This is a genomic window from Bartonella sp. B41 (genome assembly GCF_053795765.1).
The window spans coordinates 1,040,001-1,064,757 of sequence record NZ_CP200037.1 but is presented as its reverse complement, the minus strand read 5'-3'; the positions used below and the strand labels follow the sequence as shown (position 1 = coordinate 1,064,757).

25 protein-coding genes (1 of these 25 running past the window's edge) are annotated in these 24,757 nt (G+C 38.5%); 20 read left to right on the top strand and 5 right to left on the bottom strand.

Features of this window, described 5'->3' with window-relative positions; genetic code table 11:
* The first annotated feature begins 48 nt into the window (after nucleotides 1–48).
* The 17 genes from yacG to V4P54_RS04535 all read left to right on the top strand — a co-directional run bounded on the left by yacG (nucleotide 49) and on the right by V4P54_RS04535 (nucleotide 18,221).
* Nucleotides 49–243, top strand: coding sequence for a DNA gyrase inhibitor YacG (yacG, locus tag V4P54_RS04615; protein WP_455476863.1), 195 nt, complete (start codon nucleotides 49–51; stop codon nucleotides 241–243).
* 295 nt (nucleotides 244–538) lie between these two features.
* Nucleotides 539–3,145, top strand: a complete 2,607-nt coding sequence (gene clpB / locus V4P54_RS04610; protein WP_455476862.1) for an ATP-dependent chaperone ClpB — start codon at nucleotides 539–541, stop codon at nucleotides 3,143–3,145.
* 346 nt (nucleotides 3,146–3,491) lie between these two features.
* Nucleotides 3,492–3,809, top strand: coding sequence for a hypothetical protein (locus V4P54_RS04605; RefSeq protein WP_455476861.1), 318 nt, complete (start codon nucleotides 3,492–3,494; stop codon nucleotides 3,807–3,809).
* A gap of 114 nt (nucleotides 3,810–3,923) precedes the next feature.
* Nucleotides 3,924–5,249: a PBSX family phage terminase large subunit gene (locus tag V4P54_RS04600; RefSeq protein WP_455476860.1), complete on the top strand. Its 1,326-nt coding sequence runs from the start codon at nucleotides 3,924–3,926 to the stop codon at nucleotides 5,247–5,249.
* On the top strand, nucleotides 5,249–7,087 hold the full coding sequence (locus V4P54_RS04595; RefSeq protein ID WP_455476859.1) for a portal protein: 1,839 nt from the start codon (nucleotides 5,249–5,251) through the stop codon (nucleotides 7,085–7,087). Before V4P54_RS04600 ends, V4P54_RS04595 begins: the two co-directional genes overlap by 1 nt.
* A 56-nt stretch (nucleotides 7,088–7,143) precedes the next feature.
* Nucleotides 7,144–7,944: a hypothetical protein gene (locus tag V4P54_RS04590; protein WP_455476858.1), complete on the top strand. Its 801-nt coding sequence runs from the start codon at nucleotides 7,144–7,146 to the stop codon at nucleotides 7,942–7,944.
* 241 nt (nucleotides 7,945–8,185) lie between these two features.
* On the top strand, nucleotides 8,186–9,307 hold the full coding sequence (locus V4P54_RS04585) for a N4-gp56 family major capsid protein (RefSeq protein WP_455476857.1): 1,122 nt from the start codon (nucleotides 8,186–8,188) through the stop codon (nucleotides 9,305–9,307).
* A gap of 122 nt (nucleotides 9,308–9,429) precedes the next feature.
* Entirely contained in the window at nucleotides 9,430–10,116 is a 687-nt protein-coding gene (locus tag V4P54_RS04580) for a hypothetical protein (RefSeq protein ID WP_455476856.1), read from the top strand.
* The gene (locus V4P54_RS04575) at nucleotides 10,117–11,580 is read left to right on the top strand and encodes a hypothetical protein (protein ID WP_455476855.1); all 1,464 of its coding nucleotides are present in this window, start codon (nucleotides 10,117–10,119) and stop codon (nucleotides 11,578–11,580) included.
* Nucleotides 11,581–11,694: 114 nt separating this feature from the next.
* Nucleotides 11,695–12,153, top strand: coding sequence for a hypothetical protein (locus V4P54_RS04570; protein ID WP_455476854.1), 459 nt, complete (start codon nucleotides 11,695–11,697; stop codon nucleotides 12,151–12,153).
* The gene (locus V4P54_RS04565; protein ID WP_455476853.1) at nucleotides 12,150–13,268 is read left to right on the top strand and encodes a tail fiber domain-containing protein; all 1,119 of its coding nucleotides are present in this window, start codon (nucleotides 12,150–12,152) and stop codon (nucleotides 13,266–13,268) included. Before V4P54_RS04570 ends, V4P54_RS04565 begins: the two co-directional genes overlap by 4 nt.
* Nucleotides 13,265–14,236: a phage tail protein gene (locus V4P54_RS04560; protein ID WP_455476852.1), complete on the top strand. Its 972-nt coding sequence runs from the start codon at nucleotides 13,265–13,267 to the stop codon at nucleotides 14,234–14,236. Before V4P54_RS04565 ends, V4P54_RS04560 begins: the two co-directional genes overlap by 4 nt.
* A gap of 187 nt (nucleotides 14,237–14,423) precedes the next feature.
* A complete protein-coding gene (locus V4P54_RS04555; RefSeq protein WP_455476851.1) occupies nucleotides 14,424–14,657 on the top strand; it encodes a hypothetical protein in 234 nt (77 codons plus the stop codon).
* 96 nt (nucleotides 14,658–14,753) lie between these two features.
* Nucleotides 14,754–15,419: a lysozyme gene (locus V4P54_RS04550; RefSeq protein ID WP_455476850.1), complete on the top strand. Its 666-nt coding sequence runs from the start codon at nucleotides 14,754–14,756 to the stop codon at nucleotides 15,417–15,419.
* A complete protein-coding gene (locus tag V4P54_RS04545; RefSeq protein ID WP_455476849.1) occupies nucleotides 15,416–15,652 on the top strand; it encodes a hypothetical protein in 237 nt (78 codons plus the stop codon). Before V4P54_RS04550 ends, V4P54_RS04545 begins: the two co-directional genes overlap by 4 nt.
* 447 nt (nucleotides 15,653–16,099) lie before the next feature.
* On the top strand, nucleotides 16,100–16,543 hold the full coding sequence (locus V4P54_RS04540; protein ID WP_455476848.1) for a hypothetical protein: 444 nt from the start codon (nucleotides 16,100–16,102) through the stop codon (nucleotides 16,541–16,543).
* 943 nt (nucleotides 16,544–17,486) lie between these two features.
* Nucleotides 17,487–18,221 (top strand): DUF4167 domain-containing protein, encoded by a 735-nt coding sequence (locus V4P54_RS04535; protein ID WP_455476847.1) that lies wholly within the window; start codon nucleotides 17,487–17,489, stop codon nucleotides 18,219–18,221.
* Between the two features lie 61 nt (nucleotides 18,222–18,282).
* Here V4P54_RS04535 and V4P54_RS04530 read toward each other — a convergent pair whose 3' ends face one another.
* From V4P54_RS04530 to V4P54_RS04515, 4 genes are all read right to left on the bottom strand, one after another.
* Nucleotides 18,283–18,735, bottom strand: a complete 453-nt coding sequence (locus V4P54_RS04530; protein WP_455476846.1) for a hypothetical protein — start codon at nucleotides 18,733–18,735, stop codon at nucleotides 18,283–18,285.
* A 126-nt stretch (nucleotides 18,736–18,861) separates the two neighbouring features.
* Nucleotides 18,862–19,140 carry a hypothetical protein gene (locus V4P54_RS04525; protein ID WP_455476845.1) on the bottom strand — a complete coding sequence of 93 codons (279 nt, stop codon included), beginning with the start codon at nucleotides 19,138–19,140 and terminating at the stop codon, nucleotides 18,862–18,864.
* Between the two features lie 306 nt (nucleotides 19,141–19,446).
* Nucleotides 19,447–20,463 carry an HWE histidine kinase domain-containing protein gene (locus V4P54_RS04520; protein ID WP_455476844.1) on the bottom strand — a complete coding sequence of 339 codons (1,017 nt, stop codon included), beginning with the start codon at nucleotides 20,461–20,463 and terminating at the stop codon, nucleotides 19,447–19,449.
* 21 nt (nucleotides 20,464–20,484) lie between these two features.
* Complete coding sequence (locus V4P54_RS04515; protein WP_455476843.1) at nucleotides 20,485–21,279, bottom strand: response regulator; 795 nt, start codon at nucleotides 21,277–21,279, stop codon at nucleotides 20,485–20,487.
* Between the two features lie 169 nt (nucleotides 21,280–21,448).
* Here V4P54_RS04515 and V4P54_RS04510 point away from each other — a divergent pair, with 169 nt between their 5' ends.
* The 3 genes from V4P54_RS04510 to V4P54_RS04500 all read left to right on the top strand — a co-directional run bounded on the left by V4P54_RS04510 (nucleotide 21,449) and on the right by V4P54_RS04500 (nucleotide 23,869).
* On the top strand, nucleotides 21,449–21,661 hold the full coding sequence (locus V4P54_RS04510) for a NepR family anti-sigma factor (RefSeq protein WP_455476842.1): 213 nt from the start codon (nucleotides 21,449–21,451) through the stop codon (nucleotides 21,659–21,661).
* Entirely contained in the window at nucleotides 21,658–22,212 is a 555-nt protein-coding gene (locus V4P54_RS04505) for an RNA polymerase sigma factor (protein WP_455476841.1), read from the top strand. Before V4P54_RS04510 ends, V4P54_RS04505 begins: the two co-directional genes overlap by 4 nt.
* A 193-nt stretch (nucleotides 22,213–22,405) precedes the next feature.
* On the top strand, nucleotides 22,406–23,869 hold the full coding sequence (locus tag V4P54_RS04500) for a sensor histidine kinase (RefSeq protein ID WP_455476840.1): 1,464 nt from the start codon (nucleotides 22,406–22,408) through the stop codon (nucleotides 23,867–23,869).
* A gap of 82 nt (nucleotides 23,870–23,951) precedes the next feature.
* Here the strand turns inward: V4P54_RS04500 and V4P54_RS04495 are convergent, their stop codons facing one another.
* Nucleotides 23,952–24,757: the 3' end of a M23 family metallopeptidase gene (locus V4P54_RS04495; protein ID WP_455476839.1), read on the bottom strand. It continues 1,204 nt past the right edge of the window; only the last 806 of its 2,010 coding nucleotides appear in the window; its start codon lies off the right edge, out of view — the gene reads right to left on this strand; the stop codon is at nucleotides 23,952–23,954.

The window sequence follows — 24,757 nt, the reverse complement described above, 5'->3', positions numbered from 1 at the left end:
GCTTTAAAATTTAAACATATGAATAAAATTCATTTATAGGTTAGGCCAATGGAACAGCTTAAGCCGAAAACTTTCACAAAGGCATTTCGTCCTTCACACCCTTGTCCAATTTGTGGCTTAATGTCACAACAAGATACCTATCCTTTCTGTTCTGCACGATGTCGAGCGGTTGATTTGAATCGATGGCTTTCTGGTGCTTATATTTTGCCGTCTCCTGCTGCAGAAACTGATGAAGAAGAGTAAATAAGCATTTAAGTATTGTGATCAGAATTTTTAAATTTGTATAGAACGCTTTGGGTATAGTTGAACAGGGAAATTTGTGCTTACTTGGTAGGAAGGGTATTAGTGGTTTTTACCTATTTTTATTTTTCTCTCTTATGGTGTTTTCCTCTTGTACTCATCCTTGTAAAAACCCATATTCACTCTAGTACTACGGTTATTTTTGCGCTGTGTTTTTTATAGCGTTTTGTATAGCTTGGTCAATCTTTACGAGGTATCCTCGGATGGTAAATGCGGTAATGGTTATGAAAGGAAGAAAATGAACCTAGAGAAATACAGCGAACGGCTTCAAGGTTTTTTGCAGACAGCTCAGAATAATGCTCTCTCTTCCGATCATCAGCAATTTATGCCTGAACATTTTCTTAAAGTGTTATTAGATGATTCTCAGGGTTTGACGGTATCCTTGATACAAAAAATTGGGGGCGATTTGTCCCTTATTCAAAAAGAATTGAAAGAAGCACTGGATGCTTTTCCAAAAGTGCAGGGTGGAAATGGACAGCTTTATCTGTCGCAGCCATTGGCTAAAGTTTTTGCTATGGCAGAGGAACTTGCGCACAAAGCTGGTGATCAGTTTGTAACTGTGGAGCGTGGGTTGCAAGCTCTTGCTATGGAAAAGACTGCGAAAACATCAGAAATTTTAAAAAAAGCAGGTGTAACCCAACAAGCTCTTAATCAAGCTATTGATGCTCTGCGTAAAGGAAAAATAGCAACAAGTCCACATGCCGAAAGTCAATATGAAGCGTTGAAAAAATATGCGCGTGACCTTACTCAGGATGCCCGTGAAGGGAAACTTGATCCTGTTATTGGACGGGAAGAAGAAATTCGTCGAACTATTCAGGTGCTTTCACGGCGTACCAAAAATAATCCTGTTCTGATTGGTGAACCTGGTGTGGGAAAAACGGCAATCATTGAGGGTTTGGCACTGCGCATTGTGAATGGAGATGTTCCTGAAACTTTACGTGATAAACAACTTCATGCATTGGATATGGGGGCGCTTATTGCTGGTGCAAAATATCGAGGTGAATTTGAAGAACGTCTAAAAGCTGTATTGGCAGAGGTGCAGGCTGAAAATGGTCAAATTATTCTCTTCATAGATGAATTACACAATCTCGTTGGAGCTGGGAAGTCTGACGGTCCTATGGATGCTTCCAATTTGTTAAAACCAGCTCTTGCACGTGGAGAGCTTCATTGTGTTGGGGCTACAACCCTTGATGAATATCGCAAATATGTTGAAAAAGATGCCGCTTTAGCACGTCGCTTTCAACCTGTTTTTGTATCTGAGCCAACACTGGAAGATACGATCTCTATTTTACGTGGAATTAAAGAGAAATATGAGCAGCATCATAAAGTGCGTCTTGCAGATAGTGCTTTGATTGCGGCGGCACGTTTATCTAATCGTTATATTACCGATCGTTTTTTACCTGATAAAGCTATTGACCTTATAGATGAAGCGGCTGCAAGATTGCGGATGCAGGTTGATTCAAAGCCAGAAGAGTTGGATGCTATCGATCGGCGAATTTTACAGTTAAAGATTGAACGCGAAGCTTTGAAAACAGAAACTGATCCAACTGGAAAAGAGCGTTTGAAAACTGTGCAGGCCGAACTGGAAACTTTAGAACAACAGTCAGCTGAGATGACAAGTGCTTGGCAGGCAGAAAAACAAAAATTAGGGCATGCTGCTGATTTAAAAAGACAACTTGAAGAAGCGAGAAATGCTCTAGCTATTGCGCAGAGAGGTGGACAATTCCAAAAAGCTGGTGAATTGGCTTATAGTGTTATTCCTGAACTCGAAAAACAATTGGTTATTGCTGAAGATGATGATCAGCAAAACAATTTGGTTGAAGAAATTGTGACTGCTGAACATGTTGCACGGATTGTTTCACGGTGGACGGGGGTTCCTGTTGATCGCATGCTTGAAGCAGAGAGAGAAGCATTGTTGCGGATGGAAGACGAAATTAGTGCTCGTGTCGTTGGACAGGGCGAAGCTGTGCAAGCTGTTGCTCGTGCTGTGCGTCGTGCGCGTGCTGGTTTGCAGGATCCTAATCGCCCTATTGGTTCTTTTATGTTTTTAGGTCCTACAGGTGTTGGAAAAACTGAATTGACTAAAGCGCTTGCTGCTTTTCTTTTCCAAGATCCAAATGCAATGTTGCGGATTGATATGTCTGAATATATGGAAAAACACGCGGGTGCACGATTGATTGGAGCGCCTCCTGGGTATGTTGGATATGAGGAAGGGGGAGTGCTGACTGAGGCCGTGCGCAGAAGACCATATCAGGTTGTCTTATTTGATGAAATTGAAAAAGCACATCCAGATATTTTTAATCTCTTGTTGCAAGTGTTGGATGAGGGAAGATTGACGGATGGGCAAGGACGGACCGTCGATTTTCGCAATACTTTGCTCATCATGACATCGAATCTTGGTGCTGAATTTTTAACTGCTTTGCCAGAAGGGCAGACAACAGATCAGGCAAAAAAAGATGTCATGAATGTGGTGAAGGCAGCTTTCCGTCCTGAATTTCTTAATCGTATTGATGAGATTATTCTTTTTCAAAGATTACAGCGCCATGACATGGAAAAAATCGTCGATATTCAGATCAAACAATTGCAAAATTTGCTTAATGAGCGCAAAATAATTTTGCAAATGAGACCAGAAGTACGACAGTTTCTTGCGCATAAAGGGTATGATCCCCTTTATGGAGCGCGGCCTTTGAAACGTATTATCCAAAAAGAAATTCAAGACCCTCTTGCGGAAAGTATTTTGTTTGGAAAAATTCATGATGAAACAACGGTGACAGTTGAAAAAGAAGGCGATCGATTGGCTTTTGTACCTGCTTCAAAAGAAGCAATGAGTACCGTTACAAAATGAAGTAAAATGAGAAAAAAATTGACAAGGTTAATCTGAACAGCTATAATAACATCATAATCAGAATTGTATCTCTTATTGGGGGGATGTTTTAGGTTTACCAGCTTAAGTGTATCTGGTTGTTTTAGTTTATCTGGATTAGTTGGTTTCGGTGTCTTCAACGCTTTTAGATTGGGGATTTTGGAATCTTTTTGTTCTGTATTTCACAGTTTTTTTGTTCTCTTAAATTCTTGCTCGTGGTTGGTGAGAAGTGTTTTCCTGATGATGAATGAATTGCTCTGCTACATAAAGTATAGGGATCTTGGCTGGTTTGTATTCTGTAGAATTTTATTTATTTTGAAGGAATATGATGATGACAGGTGAGCGCTGTGTCCCTTTGCGTTGCAGAGGGCGTTCAAGAAGTATGTTAAACAAAGCAACAAAACAATTTAACGAAGCTCTTCTTGTAGCTGCTGAGAAAGCAGGGGATCATTATGGTAAAGATGGGTTGGTATCTTATCTGGAATATCATGCACTTAATAACCCTGTGCCGTTCTTTTCCCTTTTAGCAAAGGCTTTATCTTTACAAGCGACTGGAGAAAAGGGAGGATGTGAGAAGGCAGTTTCACGTGTTGAGATTGTACCAGTGATTTCAAAGGACACAATGTCTGAAGAACGCGATGCTTAAGAGGTTATTAGTGTTTAAAGGTTGTTGCTTGGTTTGGAGAATGCGGCTTTAATATATTAGTTCATTTTATGAAGAACAGGATAGAATTTTATTTCTCAATTATGAGATTTTACAATGATAACTGAGCAAGTCGCTCTTATTCCAAAACTGATACCAATTTTTTCTGGAAAAGCTGATGTGCGCGCTGCTTGGGGAGGACGTGGATCTGGAAAAACACGTTCCTTTGCTTTGATGTCGGCTGTTGTTGGATATCGGCATGGAAAGGCAGGAGAACGGGGTATTATCTTATGTGCAAGGCAATTTCAAAACTCACTCAATGAAAGCTCATTGGAGGAAATTAAACGGGCTATTGAAGCTCATACTTTCTTACAAGAGTACTACGAAATTGGTGATAAATATATCAAGTCAAAAGATGGACGGATCGTTTATATTTTTATTGGTCTTGATCGAAATATTGCAAGTATTAAATCAATGGGACGGGTTCTTCTCTGTTGGGTTGATGAGGCAGAACCTGTTACCGAAACTGCTTGGCAAGTTTTGATTCCAACACTTCGAGAAGAAGGAAAAGATTGGAATTCTGAATTATGGGTGACATGGAACCCTCTTCGTGAAAATGCACCCGTAGAGAAACGGTTTCGAAATGTGAACAGCCCTAATATTAAGGCAGTTAAAATTAATTGGTACGACAATCCTCTATTTCCAGAAAAGCTTAATCGTGATCGGAAGGCTGATTTGGAACAAAGACCTGAACAGTATAACCATATTTGGGAGGGAGAATATCTCCAATCTGTACAAGGTTCTTATTATCAAAGGGCACTTCTTGAAGCTCAGCAGGAAGGACGCATTACGACTGTTCCACGGGATCCGCTAATGCAGATCAGAATCTTTTGGGATATTGGAGGAACAGGAGCAAAGGCTGATGCGACTGCTTTGTGGGTTGCCCAATTTATTGGACGTGAAATTCGTGTTCTTGACTATTATGAAGCGCAGGGGCAACCTCTCTCTGAGCATATTGGGTGGGTGCTTAGAAGAGGATACGATAAGGCGCTTATGGTTTTACCTCATGATGGCGCAACGAAGGATCGCGTTTATAATGTGAGTTTTGAAAGTGCTCTTCAACAGGCTGGATTTCAAACAAAAGTTATTCCTAACCAAGGGGTTGGAGCTGTCAAAATGCGTGTCGAAGCTGTAAGGCGATTATTTCCTGCCATATGGTTCAATCGTGAAACTACAGAAGCTGGACGAAGAGCGCTTGCGTGGTATCATGAAAAACGAGATGAACAGCGCAATATTGGATTGGGCGCTGAACATGATTGGGCAAGCCATGGTGCTGATAGTTTTGGACTTATGTGTGTCGTCTATGAACAGCCAAACATCAAATCACAAAGAAATTTTTATAATTCTTCCCGTCATCGGCAAACTTCATGGATGGCTTTTTAATGCATATTTCTACAACTTCTTTTGATTCTATCGAAATGCTTGAACATCAAGCTCTCTTTAAGAAACTCGTTGATTGGTATTATGACGATATTGCTCATGTTGAGCAATGGCGAAAAAATGCTCAAGAAGATTATGATTTTTATAGTGGACGACAATGGAATGACCAAGATATTGCTGTATTGCGAGAGCAAAACAGACCGGTCATGACTTTTAATCGTATTGCTCCTTTGGTACATGCGGTGGTTGGTGCAGAGCGTAACAATAAACGAAAAGTACAATTTATTCCACGACAAGAAGGAGCAGCTTTTGCTAATGAAATTCTTACTGGAGCTGCCGAGTGGTTTCGCGATGAAGCTGACGGGGAATATGAGGATTCTGATGCTTTTCAAGATGCAATTATTTGCGGTATGGGTTGGACAGATACGCGCCTAGATTATGAAGAAAATCCGCAAGGAAAACCAGTTATTTCACGGTTAGATCCGATGAAAATGGTTTGGGATGCAAGTGCGGTAAAGCCAAATCTTATTGATGCGCAACGTTTGTGGTATATTGATGAAAAGCCTTTGCACATCGCTCAAGAAATGTTTCCTAATGCCCATTGGAGTGATCTGCACGCAGATTGGATTCAGCATCCTACATTTGCCAGCAGTTGTGATGCGAAAAGTTACTGTCAAGAAGATGGTGATTATAGCGATTTTCAGAGCCAAAAAATGGTTACTTTGGTTGAATGCAGGTGGTTTGAACGCGAAGTTGTTTATAAAGTTCTTGATCCGCATACTGGAAAATTTATCGATTATTCTGAAAAAGATTTTCAGAGTGTGAAAAAAGATTTTTCCTGTGTTCAAGCAACAAAATTGACTAAAAAAATTGTCAAGCGTGCTTTTTTAGGAAAAAAATTGCTCGAAGTACCTGATAGGCCTTTGGTTCCGCCTAATCAGTTTGGGTGGGAGTGTATCACTGGTTATTTTGATAAATTAAGTCGACAATTTTATGGTATTGTGAAGCCAACAAAAGATCCGCAACGGTGGTCTAACAAATATTTTAGTCAGGTTATGCATTTGCTGAACAGCCAATCAAAAGGCGGGATTATGGCCGAGCGTGATGCTTTTGATGATGATCGTCAAGCGATAGAAAGTTGGGCTAGAGCCGATAGCATTACTTGGCTTAAAAGTGGGGCAGTTTCTGGCGGAAGAGTTCAGCCAAAACCTGTTGCACAATTCCCTCATGGTTTTTTTCAACTTTTTAATGAAGCGAAGGGAGCCATTACACAGGTGACAGGGTTATCTCCTGAATTTATTGGAACGCGGGCAATTAATCAACCTGGGATTCTCGAAGAACAGCGCCGCCAATCATCACTTAATCTATTGGCTTCTTTTTTTGATGGGTTACGTCGATATCGGCAACGACAGGGAAAGATTATTCTTTATCTTGTTCAAAATTATCTCTCCGATGGAAGGTTGGTGCGTATTGCTGGTGATGAAAATGCGCAATATGTTCCACTTACACGGGAAATGATTACTAGTTTGGAATATGATATTGTGGTTGATGATGCTCCCACAAGTCTTAACGAAAAAGAACGAACCTTTTCTGTTATTATGCAGTTGTTTCCTTTGATGAAGGATTTTGCAACTATGGATATGATGCTTGACCTTTTGCGCTATTCGCCTTTGCCAGCATCGCTTATTCATAAAATTGCTATGAGAGCACAAAAGCAGAGCCTTTCTCAAGAGGATCAATTCGTTTCATCACGGCATGGTGACGTTGGTGAAATTGGTAGTCTCGGCAATATAGAGCGCGTGGTGCAGTCTATTTTGCAAACCGTCAATTCTCAAAAATAAGCAGATTTATTTAGGAATAACGTATCTTATCATCTTTATCTGAAAAGGCTAATGAAATGGATCAAGAACACTTAACGCTGGTGGAACAAAATCAATTGAAACAGGATTCACTTCCCGAAGTTCAGCATGGAGAAGATTATGAAATTGGAGGAGAAGAACAAGTAAAAACTTTTGCAACCAGTTTGAAAGAGAGTGGAGAGGCATCTCTTCAACAGCTTGTAAATCAGGGTGCGATACAGCAAAAAAATGACCAAGAGATGGAAGCAATTGGTGCGCCGCCAGATCTGGAAAAAGATTTTATGGGTTATATGCAGTGGTTAGGAAAAAAATTATATAAACAGGGATTGTTGCAAGAAAAGCAGCAGTCTGTTACTGCTGTTTCTGAAGCAGAACAGTTACATTCTTTTTTTCAGCAGTCTGTTGCTTCTGTTAAGCACAAATATGACGACTTTGATCAAGCTGCTGACTTTATTTATAATGTACGTGCTCGACAATTGGCTGCCTGTTCTGCACTCTATCCTGAAATGACAGATCAAAAAAATGTTGATGCGGTGATTGGAAATGAACTGAAGCAGATATTACAGGAGTGTGCGCAAAAGAATCAAAATCCTGCCGAGGTCCTTTACAATATTGCTCAAAAAATTGGCTATACAAATGTTCCAAGCGATACCATTGAAAATTTGCAAGAACGACACAGTTCTGCACGCACACTTGCTGCCTATAATGGTTTAACTCCTAGCAGTCCTATTTCTTTGGATTTACTCGATAAGATGTCAGAGGCAGAATTTAGTACTTGGATTGCGGATCCAAAAAATAAGGCTGCTTTTAATCATTTAATGAGTGGGGGGGAGCTCTAGAAGAACATTTAGAAGAGATTCTTGAAAGGATGAGAATGGGGATGAAGGATCTTCTTCAGGAGAGTGTTTGTAGGAGGTTTATGAAGGCAAAGAGCATTTCTTAAAGATGGGGGGAAGATAAAATTTATAAACGGGTATCGTACACAATACAATAATAGATCCATTGTTTAAAGTAAGAAATGGGAGAGGAAACAACCGGCACTTTGCCGGTTTTTTATATCAATAATTCTAAGAGGGTAAAATGAGTGTAACTCAAGTCAAACTTAATGACCAAATTGCAGTGAGGACATGGTCTAAATTACTTAATCAAGAAATTTCAAAAGCTATTCCGATTGCTCCACTGATTGGTACCGATTCAAACAGCATTATACAGCTAAAAGATGAAACAAGTAAAGCAAGTGGTGATTCAGTTAATTTTGGTTTGCGTGTGCAGTTGTATGGTGATGGGGTCAGTGAAGGACAGATGGTTGAAGGCAGTGAAGAAGCTTTACAGTTTCTGAACGATCGCGTGGTGATTAATGAACTCGTTCATGCTGTGCGTGTTAAAAATGAAGGAACCATTGATCAACAACGTACTCTCCATAATTTACGTACTGAAGCAAAAAATGGTTTAGTTGATTGGTATGCAGATCGTTTAAGCATGATGTTTTTCATTCAAGTTTGTGGGTATACTGCGAAAACCCTTAATTTTGAAGGGCGAGACATACTGATTAAACCAGTTCATTATGGATTTAATCTACCGCTTCCTCCAACCGATAAACGTATCTTGCGTTCCAAAGGGAAAAAAAAGGATGAAGATTTAAGAAGAGAAGATATCTTCAATTTGCAGCTGATTGATCAAGCTGTTGAACGTGCTAAGCTTGCAAATCCTAAAATTAGGCCTGTGCGTGTTGGGGGAGAAAATGTCTATGTTCTTTATTTGCATCCAACACAGGTGACGCAGTTGCGAACAAATACAGATGCAGGGCAGTGGCTTGATATTACAAAGGCGATTTATAGCGGAAGCAGAATAAAAAATCCCATCTATGATGGATCTCTTGGGATGTATAATGGTGTTATTTTACGTGAAACTGAACATGTTACAGAAGGTGTAGAAACGAGTTCACCGTACAATTCTTTGCCTGAGGTTCGTCGTGCTGTTTTGCTTGGGGCACAAAGTGCTGTTATTGCTTTTGGAAAAGACAGGGGAGCAACGCGTTATAAATTGGTCGAAGAGCTTTTCGATTATGAACGTGAATTTGGGGTAGCAGCAAAAACTATTATAGGCATGAAAAAAACACGCTTCAATTCATCAAAAGTTACGCAAAATACTCAAGATTTTGGCACAATCGTTATTTCAACTTATGGAGGCTCTTCTTCTTAAGAGTCTAAAAGGTATTGAAAAAATTACAAATCTCCCTCTCGATAAAGTATTTACTGGGGGGAGAAATATGCTGAAACGATAATCTACAAAATGTTTCATATATGAAGGGATTATGATTGCTCATGGCTGCTTCATTTACCAATTCCATTTTTCCTGATTACACAAATTTTCCTCATATTTTCGATATTATAAAAGATGAAATCGACGATTTAACGAATGAATATTTCAGACAAATTCAAAATTCAGTTTTGGTTGCTTTCCGTTTATGCAGTAAAGAACCATTTTTTTTCAATGAAAAAAAAGTAATGACATTTGAAACACAAAGAGGAAAAATATGGTATGGGGAACAAGAGGGAGTTTTTTCTGAAGAGAATGTGGTGATTGATTCACTATGTTTAAAAGCACCTGATGGAATACAAACACATCTCCATTTTAAAACTCTCAGATTATTGCAACAGCAATTTGAAATGTCTGAATTTGGCAGACGTTTGGGAGTTCCAACTTTTTATACCTATTCTGACGATAAAATAGGGCTCTTTCCGGCACCCAAGGATGTTGAAGTTGTTCATCTTTTTTATTTCCCTGATTCTTTGAGTGAAGGAAATGTATGGAATGATGATAGTCCTTGGATGATTCATGCATTTGAGCTTATTAAAGCACGTGCAAAATACGATCTTTATAAAAATGTTCTTAAAGATCCAGAATTAGCGGCTATTTCTTTCAATGATTTTCAAGAACAACTTAAAATATTACGCGAAGAAACATCGCGCCGAAAGTGTCTTTCAAAGATTCATTCAGTGGAGTTTTAAATGGCTTTCTTCCCAGTTGCTGATTATAGGCCTGATGTTGCTGATGGTAATTCAGATTTTACCAATGAGCTTGTAAATGTTTTTCCAGCCGATGGATCATATATTCCTATGCCAGGATTTGTTCCCTTAACAGGACCTTGTCCTGATCCGATTTTTGGTGCGATTGCTGTCAGAACAAAATTTGGTGTGTCTATTATTGTTGGAACAGGACGAAAAATTTATCTTCTCAATAATACCACTATGAAGTGGAATGATATTAGCCAAAAGGGAAGGAGATATCTTGCTAATATAGATGCTCCTTGGTCTTTTGCTTTATTTGGGGATTATGTCATTGCTGTCAATGCGAATGATAAGCCACAGGTGATCAATATTGATCGTGATGAAAGATTTAGGGATTTAGGTGGAAATCCGCCACAAGCTGGAATTGTTCGTATATGGGGCGATTTTGTTTGTTTGATGAAATTGACAGAGCATCCACGGCGTGTTCATTGGTCTGGGTTAAATGATGCTGAATTTTGGACAGTTGGAAAAAAAAGCTGTGATTATCAGGATTTTCCAGATGGCGGATTTGTACAAGGTTCAACGGAAACAACAAATCCCATTATCTTTATGCGTTCTGCAATTTATTCAGGATCCTTTACTCCTGGATCTAAGATGATTTTCAGCTTCCAAAAAATACATGACAAGTGTGGTGCAAAAAGTTCTAGCTCTATCGTTTGTCGGGGAAATTTTGCTTTTTTTACTGATGAAAGTGGATTTTATCAAATAACAAATGAAGGACAGATTATACCAATTGGATTCGAAAAAGTTAACCGAACCATGGCCATACAAGATAACCAGAATAAATTATCCATTCTGTCTGCTGCTGTTGATGCTGTGCATAGTCGCGTTTATTGGATGGTCTCTGAGAATGATCTTACAATGGAACGTGTTCTTCTCATTTATGATTGGACATTGCAAAAATGGACTAAAGCTGTTGTGAATATCAAAATGATCTTGCCTGTATTTTTATTGGGATCAACCCTAGAAGGTCTTGATCAATTTTCGAAGAGTCTTGATAAGTTGCATTTTTCTCTCGACAGTAGAGTTTGGCAAAATGAATCTGCTATTTTGGGTGCCTTTGATTATTCAGGAAGGCTTGGAACATTTTCTGGTGAACCTATGAATTGCATCGTGACGTCACCAGAGATGGGAGAGACAAACGGTATGATGACTCGTATTAAAAGGATTATGCCCAAGTTTAATGGTGAAAACTTTTCTTTATCGGTGGGAATACGTGCTCGTCAGTCCCTTGATGCGGAAGTTATTTGGCTTCCGGAAAGAAGACCTTCTTGGAAAACTGGACAAGTTAATTTTTGTGTAAGAGCACGGTTTTATCGATTTAGATTAAATATTTGGAGGAAAGATAACTGGTCTCACATTACTGGGTTTGATGTTGATTTGCGTCCTGCTGGGATGCGGTAAGGGTGCTCAATTATTATCAAGAAGTGATGCATTGGGCTGTTTTATTTAAAAGAACTTGTGTGGTGTCGGTTATGTGATTATTGGCAGATTAAGAAGGATGAAAGAGCCAAAATTATGATACCAAAACGGGACTACCAAAACTCTTATTCTATTCATCTTATTGATGAATGGCCATTGAAAAAAGTAAAATATTATCAAAAAGATATTAATGATGCTATGAAAAAATATGCCAAGCGATTTCCAGATGATGTGTGTTTGGCGACAATAGCTAAAGAGATTGCTACAGGGCAAACACAATTGTGGTTGATCTTAAAAAATAAATCCAAATTTAGTGCTTGTGGGATCACAAAAATTGAACTGACTCACACGGGGAAAAAACGTGTTGTTGTTTTAGATTTAGCTGGGGAGGGAGGACTGCAATTGGTAAAATTGATCGATAAGGTTGAAGAATGGGCGAGAACAATTAATGCCGATGAAGTGTTGGCACTTGGAAGAGTTGGATGGGCCAAGATGATGGCTCGTTATGGGTATGCACTTAATCTTATTCATTATAGAAAGGTTCTGATCTCATGAGACGACAAGTAATACCTCAAGTTCAAACAACAACCAAAACAAATGCACCACCCGCGTGGATTGAAGATATTTTTAAAAAAGCTAGTTCTGAAGCACTTAATCTTTATAACAGTGGGAGTGGCGGTAACGTTTATCAGGGTGAGCGTGCAGCTGATCTGAGTGATACGACAAAAAATGCTATCATGGGTTTAGAAAAAGCTGCTGATCAGTATAATAATCCAATTATTGCTCAGTTGCTTAATGCACCAACAAATAGCGTTCCCAATTTGCTTGATATGGCACAGGGAAATTTTGTTGGAAGAAATAGCAAATTTAATGATGCGTTACAGAATGCACTGAATCAGACTTCCGATGCCGTTAATCGATCTGTATCTGGAGCTGGTCGCTATGGGTCTGGTGCTCATACTGGTGTTCTTGCTGATGAATTGGGCATGTTGGCAACAAAGGCTGCTGCACGGCAATACAATCAAGATGTCAATAACATGATAAATGCGAACAAGATAATTGATAATTCGTTGTATGATAAAGTTAATGCTGCAAATGGCTATTATAAAGGACAAAGCAGTGCACAAAGTAATGCTTTAAAAGGTGGTATTATTAAAGATGAATATCGCCAAAATGCTTTAGATGTAGAGCGTCAAAAGTGGATCGAACAGGATAATCGAGGGTGGAACCGATTGGCACAGTTGCTGCAGGCAGGAAAGCAAACTGCTGGAAACTATGGTACTAACTCAACTGAGACAACAGCAATGCCTTCTATGGTTGGAGATCCGTTGCGTGATGTGCAGCAATTGGTTGGGTTGTTGGGAGGACTCTTTGGGCTTTCTGACATGAGGTCAAAGGAAAACATTGTGCCTGTAGGAGAGAAAAATGGTTATCCAATTTATGCTTTTAATTACAAAGGGGATCCACAACGTTATTGCGGGGTACTTGCTCAAGAAGTACTGCGTTTGAATCCTGAGGCTGTATATATGAATGCAAAGACAAAACTCTTGCACGTTGATTATAGCACAATTGGTTTTCAAATGAAAAAAATTGGAGCATCTAGAAATAAAATTTCTTCCTTCTTTCTTTCTCTTTTTGCACGTTTTTTGAAAAAAGGACATATTCTATGAATTCAATTTATGATTGGTCGCTTGTGGCATCTGAGAATGCTCGCGCTGACGACATCATTAATTGGGCAGAAGGGCAACCCCCAAGCACAGTAAATGATAGTGCCCGCGCGATGATGCAACGCGTTAGAGAATATTTATCTGATAGTGGAGGAGCCATTGAAAATGATTTTATTATCAGCAGTTCTGGACGTGAAACATTTATTCATTTGATGACTAAATCCCTTTTTAAGGATTATAAAAATGATATTGTTGTCCGTTTTAAATCACAAAAGACAAATGTTGGCAAAACATATGCGCAGTTAAATCACTTGTCAGAGAAACTTGTTTATAAGGTAACACAAAATGGTATAGAGCCTTTGAGCGGCGGGGAATTGCAAGCTGGAGGGATATATGAACTCATTTATCATTGTGGTATTGCTGGAAAAGGTTCAGATGGTTGGTATTTAACAAATCCAACACTCCTTTTTTCGCAAAATCTTCCTGCTGGAATCATTTCTGTTTTTGCTATGACAAAGATTCCTGAGGGGTGGCTTTTATGTGATGGTAAAGCATATTCACGAACAGAATATGCATCTCTCTTTGCTGCTATCGGTGAAAAATGGGGAGTAGGAGATAAACGAAGCACGTTTAATGTACCTGATTTTCGTGGGATGTTTTTGCGCGGTTTTGATGATGGTAGAGGCATTGATAAAAACCGTAAATTTGGGAGTAGACAAGAAGATTCTTTTAAAGAACATACCCATAATGGAGAGACAGACCTCGCGGGCAAGCATTGGCATGAGGTTGATATGATTGTGTATCAAGGAACTACTTCCCAAGGAGGAAATCGTGACAGATATGGTAAAATAAATGATACCACTTTAACAACTCATGCAGGTGAGCATAAACATAAACTTTTATTATCAAAAACAGGGGGTGATGAAACACGTCCTGTGAATATTGCTGTTGTTTACGCGATTAAAACATGATGTTTCTTGGTAATTTTTTTTTCTTATTGCTCATAAGGAGCGAGAAGATGCGGTTATAGAGGAGTGATGTGTTCATTTTTGGCATATTTGGGGGGAAGATAGTAAAAAAGCTAATGTTCTGGTGCTCAAATTCATCAATAAAGATAATTTAAGTTCATAATATGAGTGGGGAGGGGGGAAGAGAGCGGTGATTTCCGTATCTGATATTAATGATCCTGAACATATTCGCGTAGTTATTTATGTTAATGGAAAAACAGGGCATGTTCCTTTAAATGCATTGTTGAGCAAAGTACAGCAAGATATCAAGAAATTGTCCAAACAACAGACTGACAATGTTGTACAGATTGTGCAGTGTGTTACTGCTTTAGAACAGAAATTTGAGACAATCCTGAAAGATTTTGAGGATATAAAATCCAAATAAGTGAAGAGAGAGGGGTAGAACATACAGTTGTTTTATTCTCTTTCTTATTCTTAAATTTCTCTTCTTATATCATAAATAGTTCAGGGGGATAAAAAAATGCGAAAAATCTCACGGGAGGGGATTGCGCTCATTAAACAATGGGAAGGTCTCCGTTTGCAAGCTTATCAAGATGTTGCCGGTGTGTGGACAATTGGTTATGGCCATACGACACAAGCGGGTATGCCACATGTGCAAGAAGGAATGAAGATTACTGAGAGTCAAGCAGAAAATCTTTTACGAAAAGATTTGATGAAATTCGAGAGAACTGTCGAAAAGATGGTTTATCAGTCTTTAACCGATGAGCAGTTTGCTGCACTTGTATCCTTTTGTTATAATGTAGGCACAAAAGCTTTTTGCAATTCTACGCTCTTAAAAAAGCTTAATAAAGGAAATTATGAAGCTGTTCCCGCTGAATTACAACGGTGGACTAGAGTTGGGGGAAAACGTTTACAGGGTCTTGTTCATCGGCGGGCTGCTGAGGCAGGATTGTGGGCTAGAGGGGCTTATGTTTCTTCTAATTATCAGGCGGTGGAAGCACCTAAAGAGGGTGCTTCTTGGAAAAATGTAGAAATTTTGGCACCGATCGTTGGTTCATTTTCTGGGTTAACAGGGATTTTGACTGGACATGGTCCTATACAATGGGCTTTTGCTGTTGTTATTGTTTTGGCAACGATAGTTGGGATTTGGATGTTTGTTTATCGTATAAAGGAAGAACATCGATGATTTTTTTATCTCGCTGGAATTTGATCGTAGCTTTGATAATTATTGCTGCGCTGGGTAGTTTTTTTTATGGACGATCTTTTGAGCGCAACAGAACCTTAATTCAAGCTGTTTCAGCTTTTCAAAATCGTGAGAAGATTAATCATGAAATTTTTTCTCTTTCTCCTTTCCGTATTTGCATTGCCCTTGGCGGGATGTCAGATGAATGCGCCGACGTCTTGCGCGGGATGGATTAAACCCCCAATTATTAATAAACCAGCTTCTTTGGTTAAAGATGAACCATTATTATCACGTTGGATTTTGGCGACAGATCTCTTTGGTCAAAAGCAAAAATGCTGGTGAATATTGGTTTTTTTTAATATTGTTGTGCACTATTTTTTGATATTGTTGTGATGTAGCACTTGTTGTCGTAATTTGTAGTTTCTGTTTGTTGATGAGTATCAAGTAGTGTTCTTTATCGTAAGAGGGATGTTAAAATTTTCGATAAGAGAAAGAATATAAAAAAAATTGTTGAACAGATGGATTTTGTAAAGAGGATGTTTTTCTGGAGTCTGTGATCGTTTTTGAGGATCATCAGATGACATTGCTGTTTTTTAGGTTGTGTATCTTTGTATATGCATGTTGTGCTTATATTGTTTTCCGCTGCAAGGAAGGTATTTTGATGCAGGGTAGATGGGGTACTCATGGAAAAAGTAATTGATGTAATAAAAAAATTGGATCGTAAACAATTTTGTTATATGTTTTTTTGCGTTTTTTTCATTGTTTTTTGTGTTTTTGTGTATGTTTTTGCAGTGCGCCAAATTTTTAATTCCTTTCCTCTAAGAAAAGAATTTGTACAACAAAGCCATATTCCTCTAGATATTCCGACGTTTGATTTGCGTATTTATTGTAAAGAAATTGCTGCTTCTGTTTTACCAGACATGAAAAAAGAAGTTTATTATCGCTGTATGAATCTGGAAAGTGAAGCTTATTTTTCTATTCGGGAAATGTGGGATGATCTCTCAGATGAAACAAAGGAAAAATGCATGAAAATGGTGCGGCCAGGGGATGGAAATTATTTTCTTTTGCGGGATTGTTTTATCGATGAAAAAGAGAGTGAGAAACCGAAGGTACGCAATTATTTCTAAGGTTCTTCTTGTATTTTGTTTTAAATGAGAAGGCTAGTGTTCTTTTGGGGGAGGGGTGTAAAAATCTTATGGGAAGAAAATGATATTTTCGTAGGTGGTATTCATTTTTGTTGCGCATCTCTGTTTCATATTTTATGAAGTTTTTATGTTAGTATAGAAGAGGTATAAACTGTCAAGAAAGAAGTATTGATAACAGTTTTAAATTTTTTAATTAGAAAATTTTTTGGTATTGTGAAGTGTTACACATAAAATGCATATAATATTTTAAATAAATATTTTAACCAGAAAGAATGATAAAGGGAAGAATAGCAATGGAGGATTATCAATAAAGAACAGCAGAGGGACAGGAAAATGAAACAGAGGGTGTGGAATTTGAAAATGCGCAGTGCTTTTCAATTTATGTTGCGGAAAATAATGATCTTCTGGTGGTTATAGGGCTTGAACAATGCGATATATTAACCTATCTGTGGGTATTGAGCAATTTTGCAGGGTTTTGAAAAATGCTTGTTTGGGGGATGTGCATGATAAGGTTGCTTTAAGGTAGCGGTGTTTTACAGGTATAAAAAGATTCATCCATTTATTTGCTTGTTAGAGTTTTTTGCAAGTTTTCGTTTGTTGCTTTTTTCCCACAAAATGATGATTTTTTCAGGGAAAGATGTTGTATTTAAAAAAAAAGACTTGGCATTTTGTGTGAACATCACTAGGCTTTCGTCTATTAACAGAGGAATAGGGAATTTTAGCTTTAAGCTTTCCCAGCTGTTCTCATGGTTTTCAAACAATATATGCTTTTATCAAGTATCAGTGGGTGCCATTTTGTTTTTTGTTTGAGTGAAACGCGGATGACTTGATAACCGTATTTTGAACACGATTAGTATTATCAAAAACAATGCAATAAAGAAGATTCAGTGAAGACACACACAAACCACTCTAAAAAGGGATCAATATGAGGCCACAACAAAATAGACGGGTACGCGGTCGCAATAATAACAACAATGGTAACAATAATCGTCGCGGTCCAAATCCGTTGTCTCGAAATTATGAAAGCAACGGTCCGGATGTTAAGATTCGTGGAAGCGCACAGCAAATTGCTGATAAATACATAAGCCTTGCGCGTGATGCACAAGGTGCTGGTGATCGCGTGATGTCTGAGAATTATCTGCAACATGCCGAGCATTATTTGCGGATTATTTTAGCAGCGGCAGGGCAAATGTCTCATTCTGTTCGTCGTGATGAAAATAGTGAACAGGAATGCGACGAAATAAATGCTGAAGGTGCAAAAAGAGATGATGTTGATTGCGATAAGGTTGTGTCACAAACACGGCAGCAAAAAAACATCAATGGTCACCAAACAAAGGCACGAAATGGTCGTTCTGGCGATGGAGTAGATGTTGGTTATTCATCAGATGAAAAAATCGATCAGCAGAATTGCATTCCTGAAGAAAGTACTGAAGTTGTAAGAAAATTACGTCGTCCTTCACGTCGGCGTGTTATGAGACCTCAGGAGGAACCGTCTCTTGGATTTTCTCAAACAGTGGCAGAAATTTCTGAAAATAGCAATGAGTTAGTTGAGGCTGTGTCGGAGGAAAAGACAGATACTCTACCTCTGTTAGGTGAGGGAGTTCAGAGAAAGCCACGTCGGCGTCGAGTAACTGCATCTCCTGCAGAGGGAAATGTATAAACGAAATAAAAATGCTGAAGCGTTTGTTGGAATGTTGCTGTTTTAAAAGAAAATATTTTTTCTAATTTGAAAAGGGAGGGGGTGCTTCTTCCTTCGTTTCAACAGATAGGATCGCAACAATCTTTCCGATATGGTAATTGTAAATTATGAATTTCTCTTTTCCTTTTGGCGTTAAGGTTTTAAAGACAATATTATTTTCTGAGAGGCTTTGCGAGAGGATTTGTGTTTTTTCCGGTAAGAAAAGAGTGTGGCGTGCGATTACTGAATTTTGGCTTTGAGAAGAAAAAGAGGTTGTTGCTTGTTTCGGAATTGGTTCAGTGGCCATAATTTTGTAAATAATCCCAGCTAGCACAGCAAGTAGAAGAATAAGCGTTATTAAGATAGAAATAATCATTAAACGCATGAGCTTTTTTCTTACGCGTTCTACCGTTGGGTCTAAAGGATGATCTTGAGGCCAAGCGTTTTGTTGTGCGTGATGATTATCTAAAGGTTGATTTTTCCCATTTTCCAGCATGTTTTACTCTTTTGTAGTTTTCAGAGTATTACGGGTTTATGCTCTTAATTGTTTTTATGCAAGAAGTCTATGGATGATATATATATAAAAAAGGGAAAATAGATGGTGAGAGTACTTGTTTCGCCGTTATTCATTCTGTGTATCTCTACTTGAAAGAAGAAAATTTCCTTGATTTGTTACTGACCAGATGAGAGTAACTTTTTGATGGTGTAAGTTTATATGAACACCTGTACATTGGGCAAAAATTTGCTGCCCGTAGGGAGCAAATTTTTTGGCGGATGGTATCATGGCTTGTTCACATGCTTGAGGTGTTTGGTAAGTTTTAACCATTGTATTGTCGGAATAACAACTATTAAAGTTATCTGGGCATGAGACCAATAAGAGGACAAAGACGAGAGGATCCATGAAATTCTTTCAGATGTGATGGTTGACAATCAGGGGTTCATTTTATCAAAAGTTATACTTCATTCTTGGTCAAACGATTTTGGAGGGTGTTTGTTCCCTTTTGCTGTTCATACTGGTTTTTTAGTAGAGTCGTTACTTAAGATATTTTCAGTGGATGAGTTGTTCGTTAAAGAAGATTCTTAGTGAATCTGCTACATGGAAAAAATGTTTCAAAAATGACTTTATGTTGGGAAAAGGGCCATTTTGATCAAAATTGTGATGGTGGTACATTTGATACTTTATTTTACAATTTTCAAAATCATATTTTTAAGAAAATGTGTCAAAATAAGTATCAGGAACATACAGATAGTAAGAAATTCCTTTGTCTGTTAACTCTAAAGATGCTGAACCATTAACGGAAATTGGGACAATTTTTTCTAATACAGCACTGCCAAAACAAGCTTTATCATTGTCTATCAGAAAGGCAGTTCCATTTTCAAAGCTTTCATTCCAAGTAATGAGAAGCTGTGTTTTCTCGTTTGTTGTTGTGTGAATTTTACAACGTACACAGACATTTCCTTTTTCTTGTGATAAAGCGCCGAAGGAGAGAGAATTGATAATGAGTTCATGAAAAGCTAAACCAATATGCAAGGCTGCGTTTGGAAAAAGATAGGGGTCTTCTCCTTCAACAGAAAAGCGTTCTGTTTCTTTCATGATATAGCCAAAAGTTTGTGATTGCACTAATTCGCGAAATTGAGCTCCACGCCAGTCAGAATCGGTGATGAGATCTTGAGAATGGGAGAGAGAATGAAGTCTTCCTTGAAATTTGCGTAAGAATACTTGCAAAGATTCGGTATAGCGGGCAGTTTGGCTAGCAATACTTTGTATGATGGCTAAAAGATTTTTAGAGCGGTGGCTGACTTCTCTAAGCAGTATTTTTAACACCTGCTCACGTCGGCGTAGTCCTGAAATGTCAACGCCGGTGGTGATAATGCCAATAATGTCTCCGTTATCGTTGCGATGGCAATCAATGGAAAATTTATACCAAATGGCTTGTTTTGCCATATCTTCAAATCGTGCTTCAATAGTTTGCATTTTCCCGGTAGCTAAAGCTTGTAATTTGATTGTTTCCATATTATCGGCAAGATCAAGAGAAAAAAAATCACTATCACGACAGCCGATTCTCCATTTATTGTGGAGGTGTTTTGGCAGATTTTCAGCCCATAAATAGACCAAGCTTGTTGTTTGATATAAAATACAAATATCAGATCCACGGATCGCTTGCATTAAGGCACTAAGATGGGATTTATCCATGGGTGGCTTTGGAATTGGAGCAACGATCATTTTTAAAAATGTTACCCTATATTAAGCAGCTTTTGAAGCATTTTCTTGAAAGAATAAAGCCTGTGAAATAAGTGCTTTTACCATGTCTGGATTAAAAGGTTTGGTGACTAAAAAAGTTGGTTCTGGGCGTTCTCCAGTCAATAATCTTTCCGGAAAAGCTGTAATAAAGATGATTGGTATGGAGTCATCTGTTAAAATGTCATTGACCGCATCAATGCCAGAACTGTTATCTGCCAATTGAATATCCGCTAAAATAAGTCGTGGCTTTTTTTCATGGTAGATTTTTATGGCTTCATCACGAGTGCGTGCAATTCCTACAACTTGATGACCAAGGCTTTCTACCATTTGTTCAATATCCAAAGCAATAAGTGGTTCGTCTTCAATAATCATAACTTTTGTGGTAATTTGTTGAGAGATATCAATTGATGCTTGATTGAGGAGTTTGCGGAATTTTTCTATATCAAGATTCATGATTTCACTTGCTTCTTGCTCGTTAAATCCTTCAACAGCAACTAATAGAAATGCTTGGCGTGTGCGTGGTGTTAGGTAGGATAATTTTGCATTTGCTTTTTGTTCAAGACCAAATTGTGGCAGTGGTTCTGGTATGTTTGGCGTAGTTTGATCAAAAAGGTAGCAGAAAAGCCAGTAGGTACCAATACGGTCGCTTGATGTTTTTGGAAAAATTGAAATATCAGCAATGAGTGCTTCTAACATTGCTGAAACATACGCGTCGCCAGACGCTTGGCTGCCTGTGACAGAGCGGGCAAAACGTCGAAGATACGGTAAATGTGGTGCGATGCGTGTTGATAATGACATGACTTATACCTCCTTTGGCTTTTGAAGCACTTTTTTCATTGAAACCCCCGAAAGATGAGAAAGTTCCTATGTTTGTATGGAACTTTTTATATAGAACTATATTTACAACTATAACGAGAAAATCTCTTAGTTAGTGCTACTGATGATATATGGATTAGGGGGATAAAAAATGAACGACCATGATGAAAAAAATCTCACCAATCGCTCGGCATTTGGAGACGATATTCTCGGTGTTAACAGCGAAATCGCACGAAAATTACGTCAATTTTATTTGGAAATTCAGGAAGAAGCACTGCCTGTGCATTTAATTGAGCTTTTGGACAAGTTGGATCAAGTAGAGCAGTTAGGGTTGAATAACGTGAAAAGGTTTGATCCTTTATGACGACAAGTGTAAAAAACTTTAAACAGGAATTACTTTTGGTCCTGCCATCTTTACGGGCTTTTGCTGTTTCTTTAAGCGGCAAGGATGACAAAGCGGAAGATTTGGTTCAAGATACTATTGTGAAAGCATGGGCTAAGCAGAGCAGTTTTGAAATGGGCACTAATCTCAAAGCTTGGTTGTTTACTATTTTGCGGAATGAATTTTACAGTCAAATGCGCAAAAGGGGGCGAGAAGTTCAAGATAGTGATGGTGTATTTACGCAAAATGTGGCCGTTCACCCCGCTCAATATGGGTCACTTGATTTGCAGGATTTTAAAAAAGCCTTAAATGCATTATCTCCTGATCAAAGAGAAGCCATTATTCTCATTGGTGCATCTGGTTTTTCATATGAAGATGCTGCTGCTATTTGTGGTTGCGCTGTTGGAACAATTAAAAGCCGTGTCAGCAGGGCTCGGAATCGCTTACAGGGACTTCTTAAAGTAAATGGTGAATGTGATTATGGCCCAGACTCTTGCTCAGCTGGAAGTACATTGTGTTCATTTAGCGGCTAAAAAAGCATAATAATTATGGTTAATAACCTTGTTTTTTTTATTCCCGTTATAGCTATTAAAGTAAAGTCAGCATTTTGAGAAAATTCAGGGTGTTGGACGCGTCTCCTTGGGACAATAAGGGTAACCTGTTTGGAAATATCAATCAGGCTTTTTGCGTTGTGATTCATAAGGCGATCCTCCGTTGTGCTGAAAAATGACGATTTTCAGGTTCGCCGATGGAAATTATATGATAACGAGGACGAATTTGCTTCCTAAAAGATCTCCTTCTAATCCAACGGTTTCACGCTGGCGTTGGGCGGCTGTTATTGTTTCTCTTGTTATGGCTCTTCTGGCATCAACCTTTATTATGCTGCTTTCAAATGCAGTTGATAGAGAAATTTCACAATTGAATACAAGTTCAGAATTGCGCGAACAGGTTGATTTAGTTCTCATTCACCTAATTGATATGGCTGTTGCTGATCGAAGTTATGCTAAAAGCCACAAAGAAGAAGACAAAAATCGTTTTGAAAATGCGGTTCGTAATCTTGAAGGTGCTCTTGATTACACGGCATTGATTGTTTATGCGCATCCACAATGGTATGCGTGGTTTGATGAGTTTAAAAGGGAAGTGGAAACACGCAAAGCTTTTATGAATGCCCATATGATTGCTCTTGATGGATTGTCCAATCAATCTTACCAATCTTCTGTTATTCCTGAATTTCAGAAGATTCAATTCACGCGTTTAGCACAATTGGTGACAAATTTTATCAATGAGGATGATATTGCACGAAAAAGACAACGCGAGGGTATCGCACTTATGCGTGCTGCTTTAACATTAGCAGCGATTATTTCTGTGGTGAGTACTTTTATTTCTGCTTATTTTGTTATTAATCGTTTTCATCGTGATGTGCGTTCTTTAAAATTGTATCAGTTGCTTTTGCATAGTGAAAATGCTGCACTTGAAGCACGTGTAAAAGAACGGACACAAGAACTGGAAGGAGCACGAAATCATGCAGAAAAAGAACGCCAACGTGTTGAAATGCTGTTGCAGGATGCTAGCCATCGTATTGGCAATTCTCTTGGGACAGTGTCTTCCTTACTTGGTTTGCAGTTAAGTCGTAGCAAAAATGAGGAAGTGCGTTCAGTTCTTGGTGCTGCACGCGATCGTATCCAAACAATATCAACAGCGCATCGGCGTTTGCGTTTGAGTGATGATATGGAAACAACTTTATTGGCAGAGTTTCTTAGTTCTGTTGTGCGTGATGTTGAATTAGCAGTGCCCTTTGAATTGCGCGAAAATATAACAATTCATACCTCTTTCAAGGATTGCAGATTATCTTCAAGAGATGCCACAACACTTGGGATTATTCTTGGTGAATTGCTGACAAATTCTTTAAAACATGCGTTTCCAGACCAGCGATCTGGAAATATTTATATTTTTTGTGGTTTTCAGGAAAGTGATCAAATGGTGCTGATCGTTGAAGATGATGGTATTGGCATTAGTGACCAAAATTCAGATCAAAAAACAGGCCTTGGTCGTTTGATTATTGAGCAGCTTTGTATGCAGTTTGGTGAAAAATCTCTTTTTGAAGCATCAGAACTCGGTGGAACAAAGGTTACGATTCCTTTGCCAAGGGTGAAAACAAATGATCTTGATAATTCACAATTTGTTTCTTAAGGCGCAGTTTTGTTTCCTGAAGTTAAGAGGGATATTGCTCTTTATTATAATTCTTTAAGAAAACGTGGTTTTGTAAAATATACTATCGAAGGAGTGCGTTGCTTAAGAAGTTATCCTCTGATGGTGTCATCGGACTGTCTATCAAAGAATCAATGTTATTTTTTTCTCGCAGAAAAGCTTGGAGGTCTTGATCGGTTAGAGTTTTGCTATCAGGTAAGCGAATGCGCATTGGATCAACTTTTGTACCGTTGACAATGATTTCAAAATGGACATGGGGGCCTGTTGCTAGTCCTGTTGATCCAACATATCCAATAATTTGTCCCTGCCTTACTTTAACGCCTGGTTTAAGGTCTTTTGCGTAACTGCTTTGGTGTGAATAAGTACTAACATATCCGTTGGCGTGTTGAATTTCTGTGTGATTCCCATAGCCGCCTGTTACCCCTATTTTTTTCACAATACCATCTCCGACAGCAATAATTGGTGATCCTTTTGGTGCAATCCAGTCGACTCCCGTATGCATTCGCACATATCCTAGAATAGGGTGTTTGCGTGATCCAAATGGTGAACCAAAAACAGCATTTGGAGAGGGTTTTCGGAGTAAAAAAGGTTTTGAACTTTTTCCTTCTGAGTCGTAGTAATCAACGTTTCCGTCTTGCGATTGATAACGGTAATATTTATAAGTAACATTGCCAAAGGTAGCGCTTACATAACGAATTTCAGGGTCTGCATTTGTAGCGGTTTCTTTGATTTCCTTTGTTTGCTTGTTTCCTTTGTTAGTATCATTATTTTGTGGGACAGCATAAAATATTTCAAGTTGATCAGATGGTGTTATTCTGCTTTTCATATCAATATTGGTTGCAAGGAGACGAATGAGATGTTGAGAAAGTG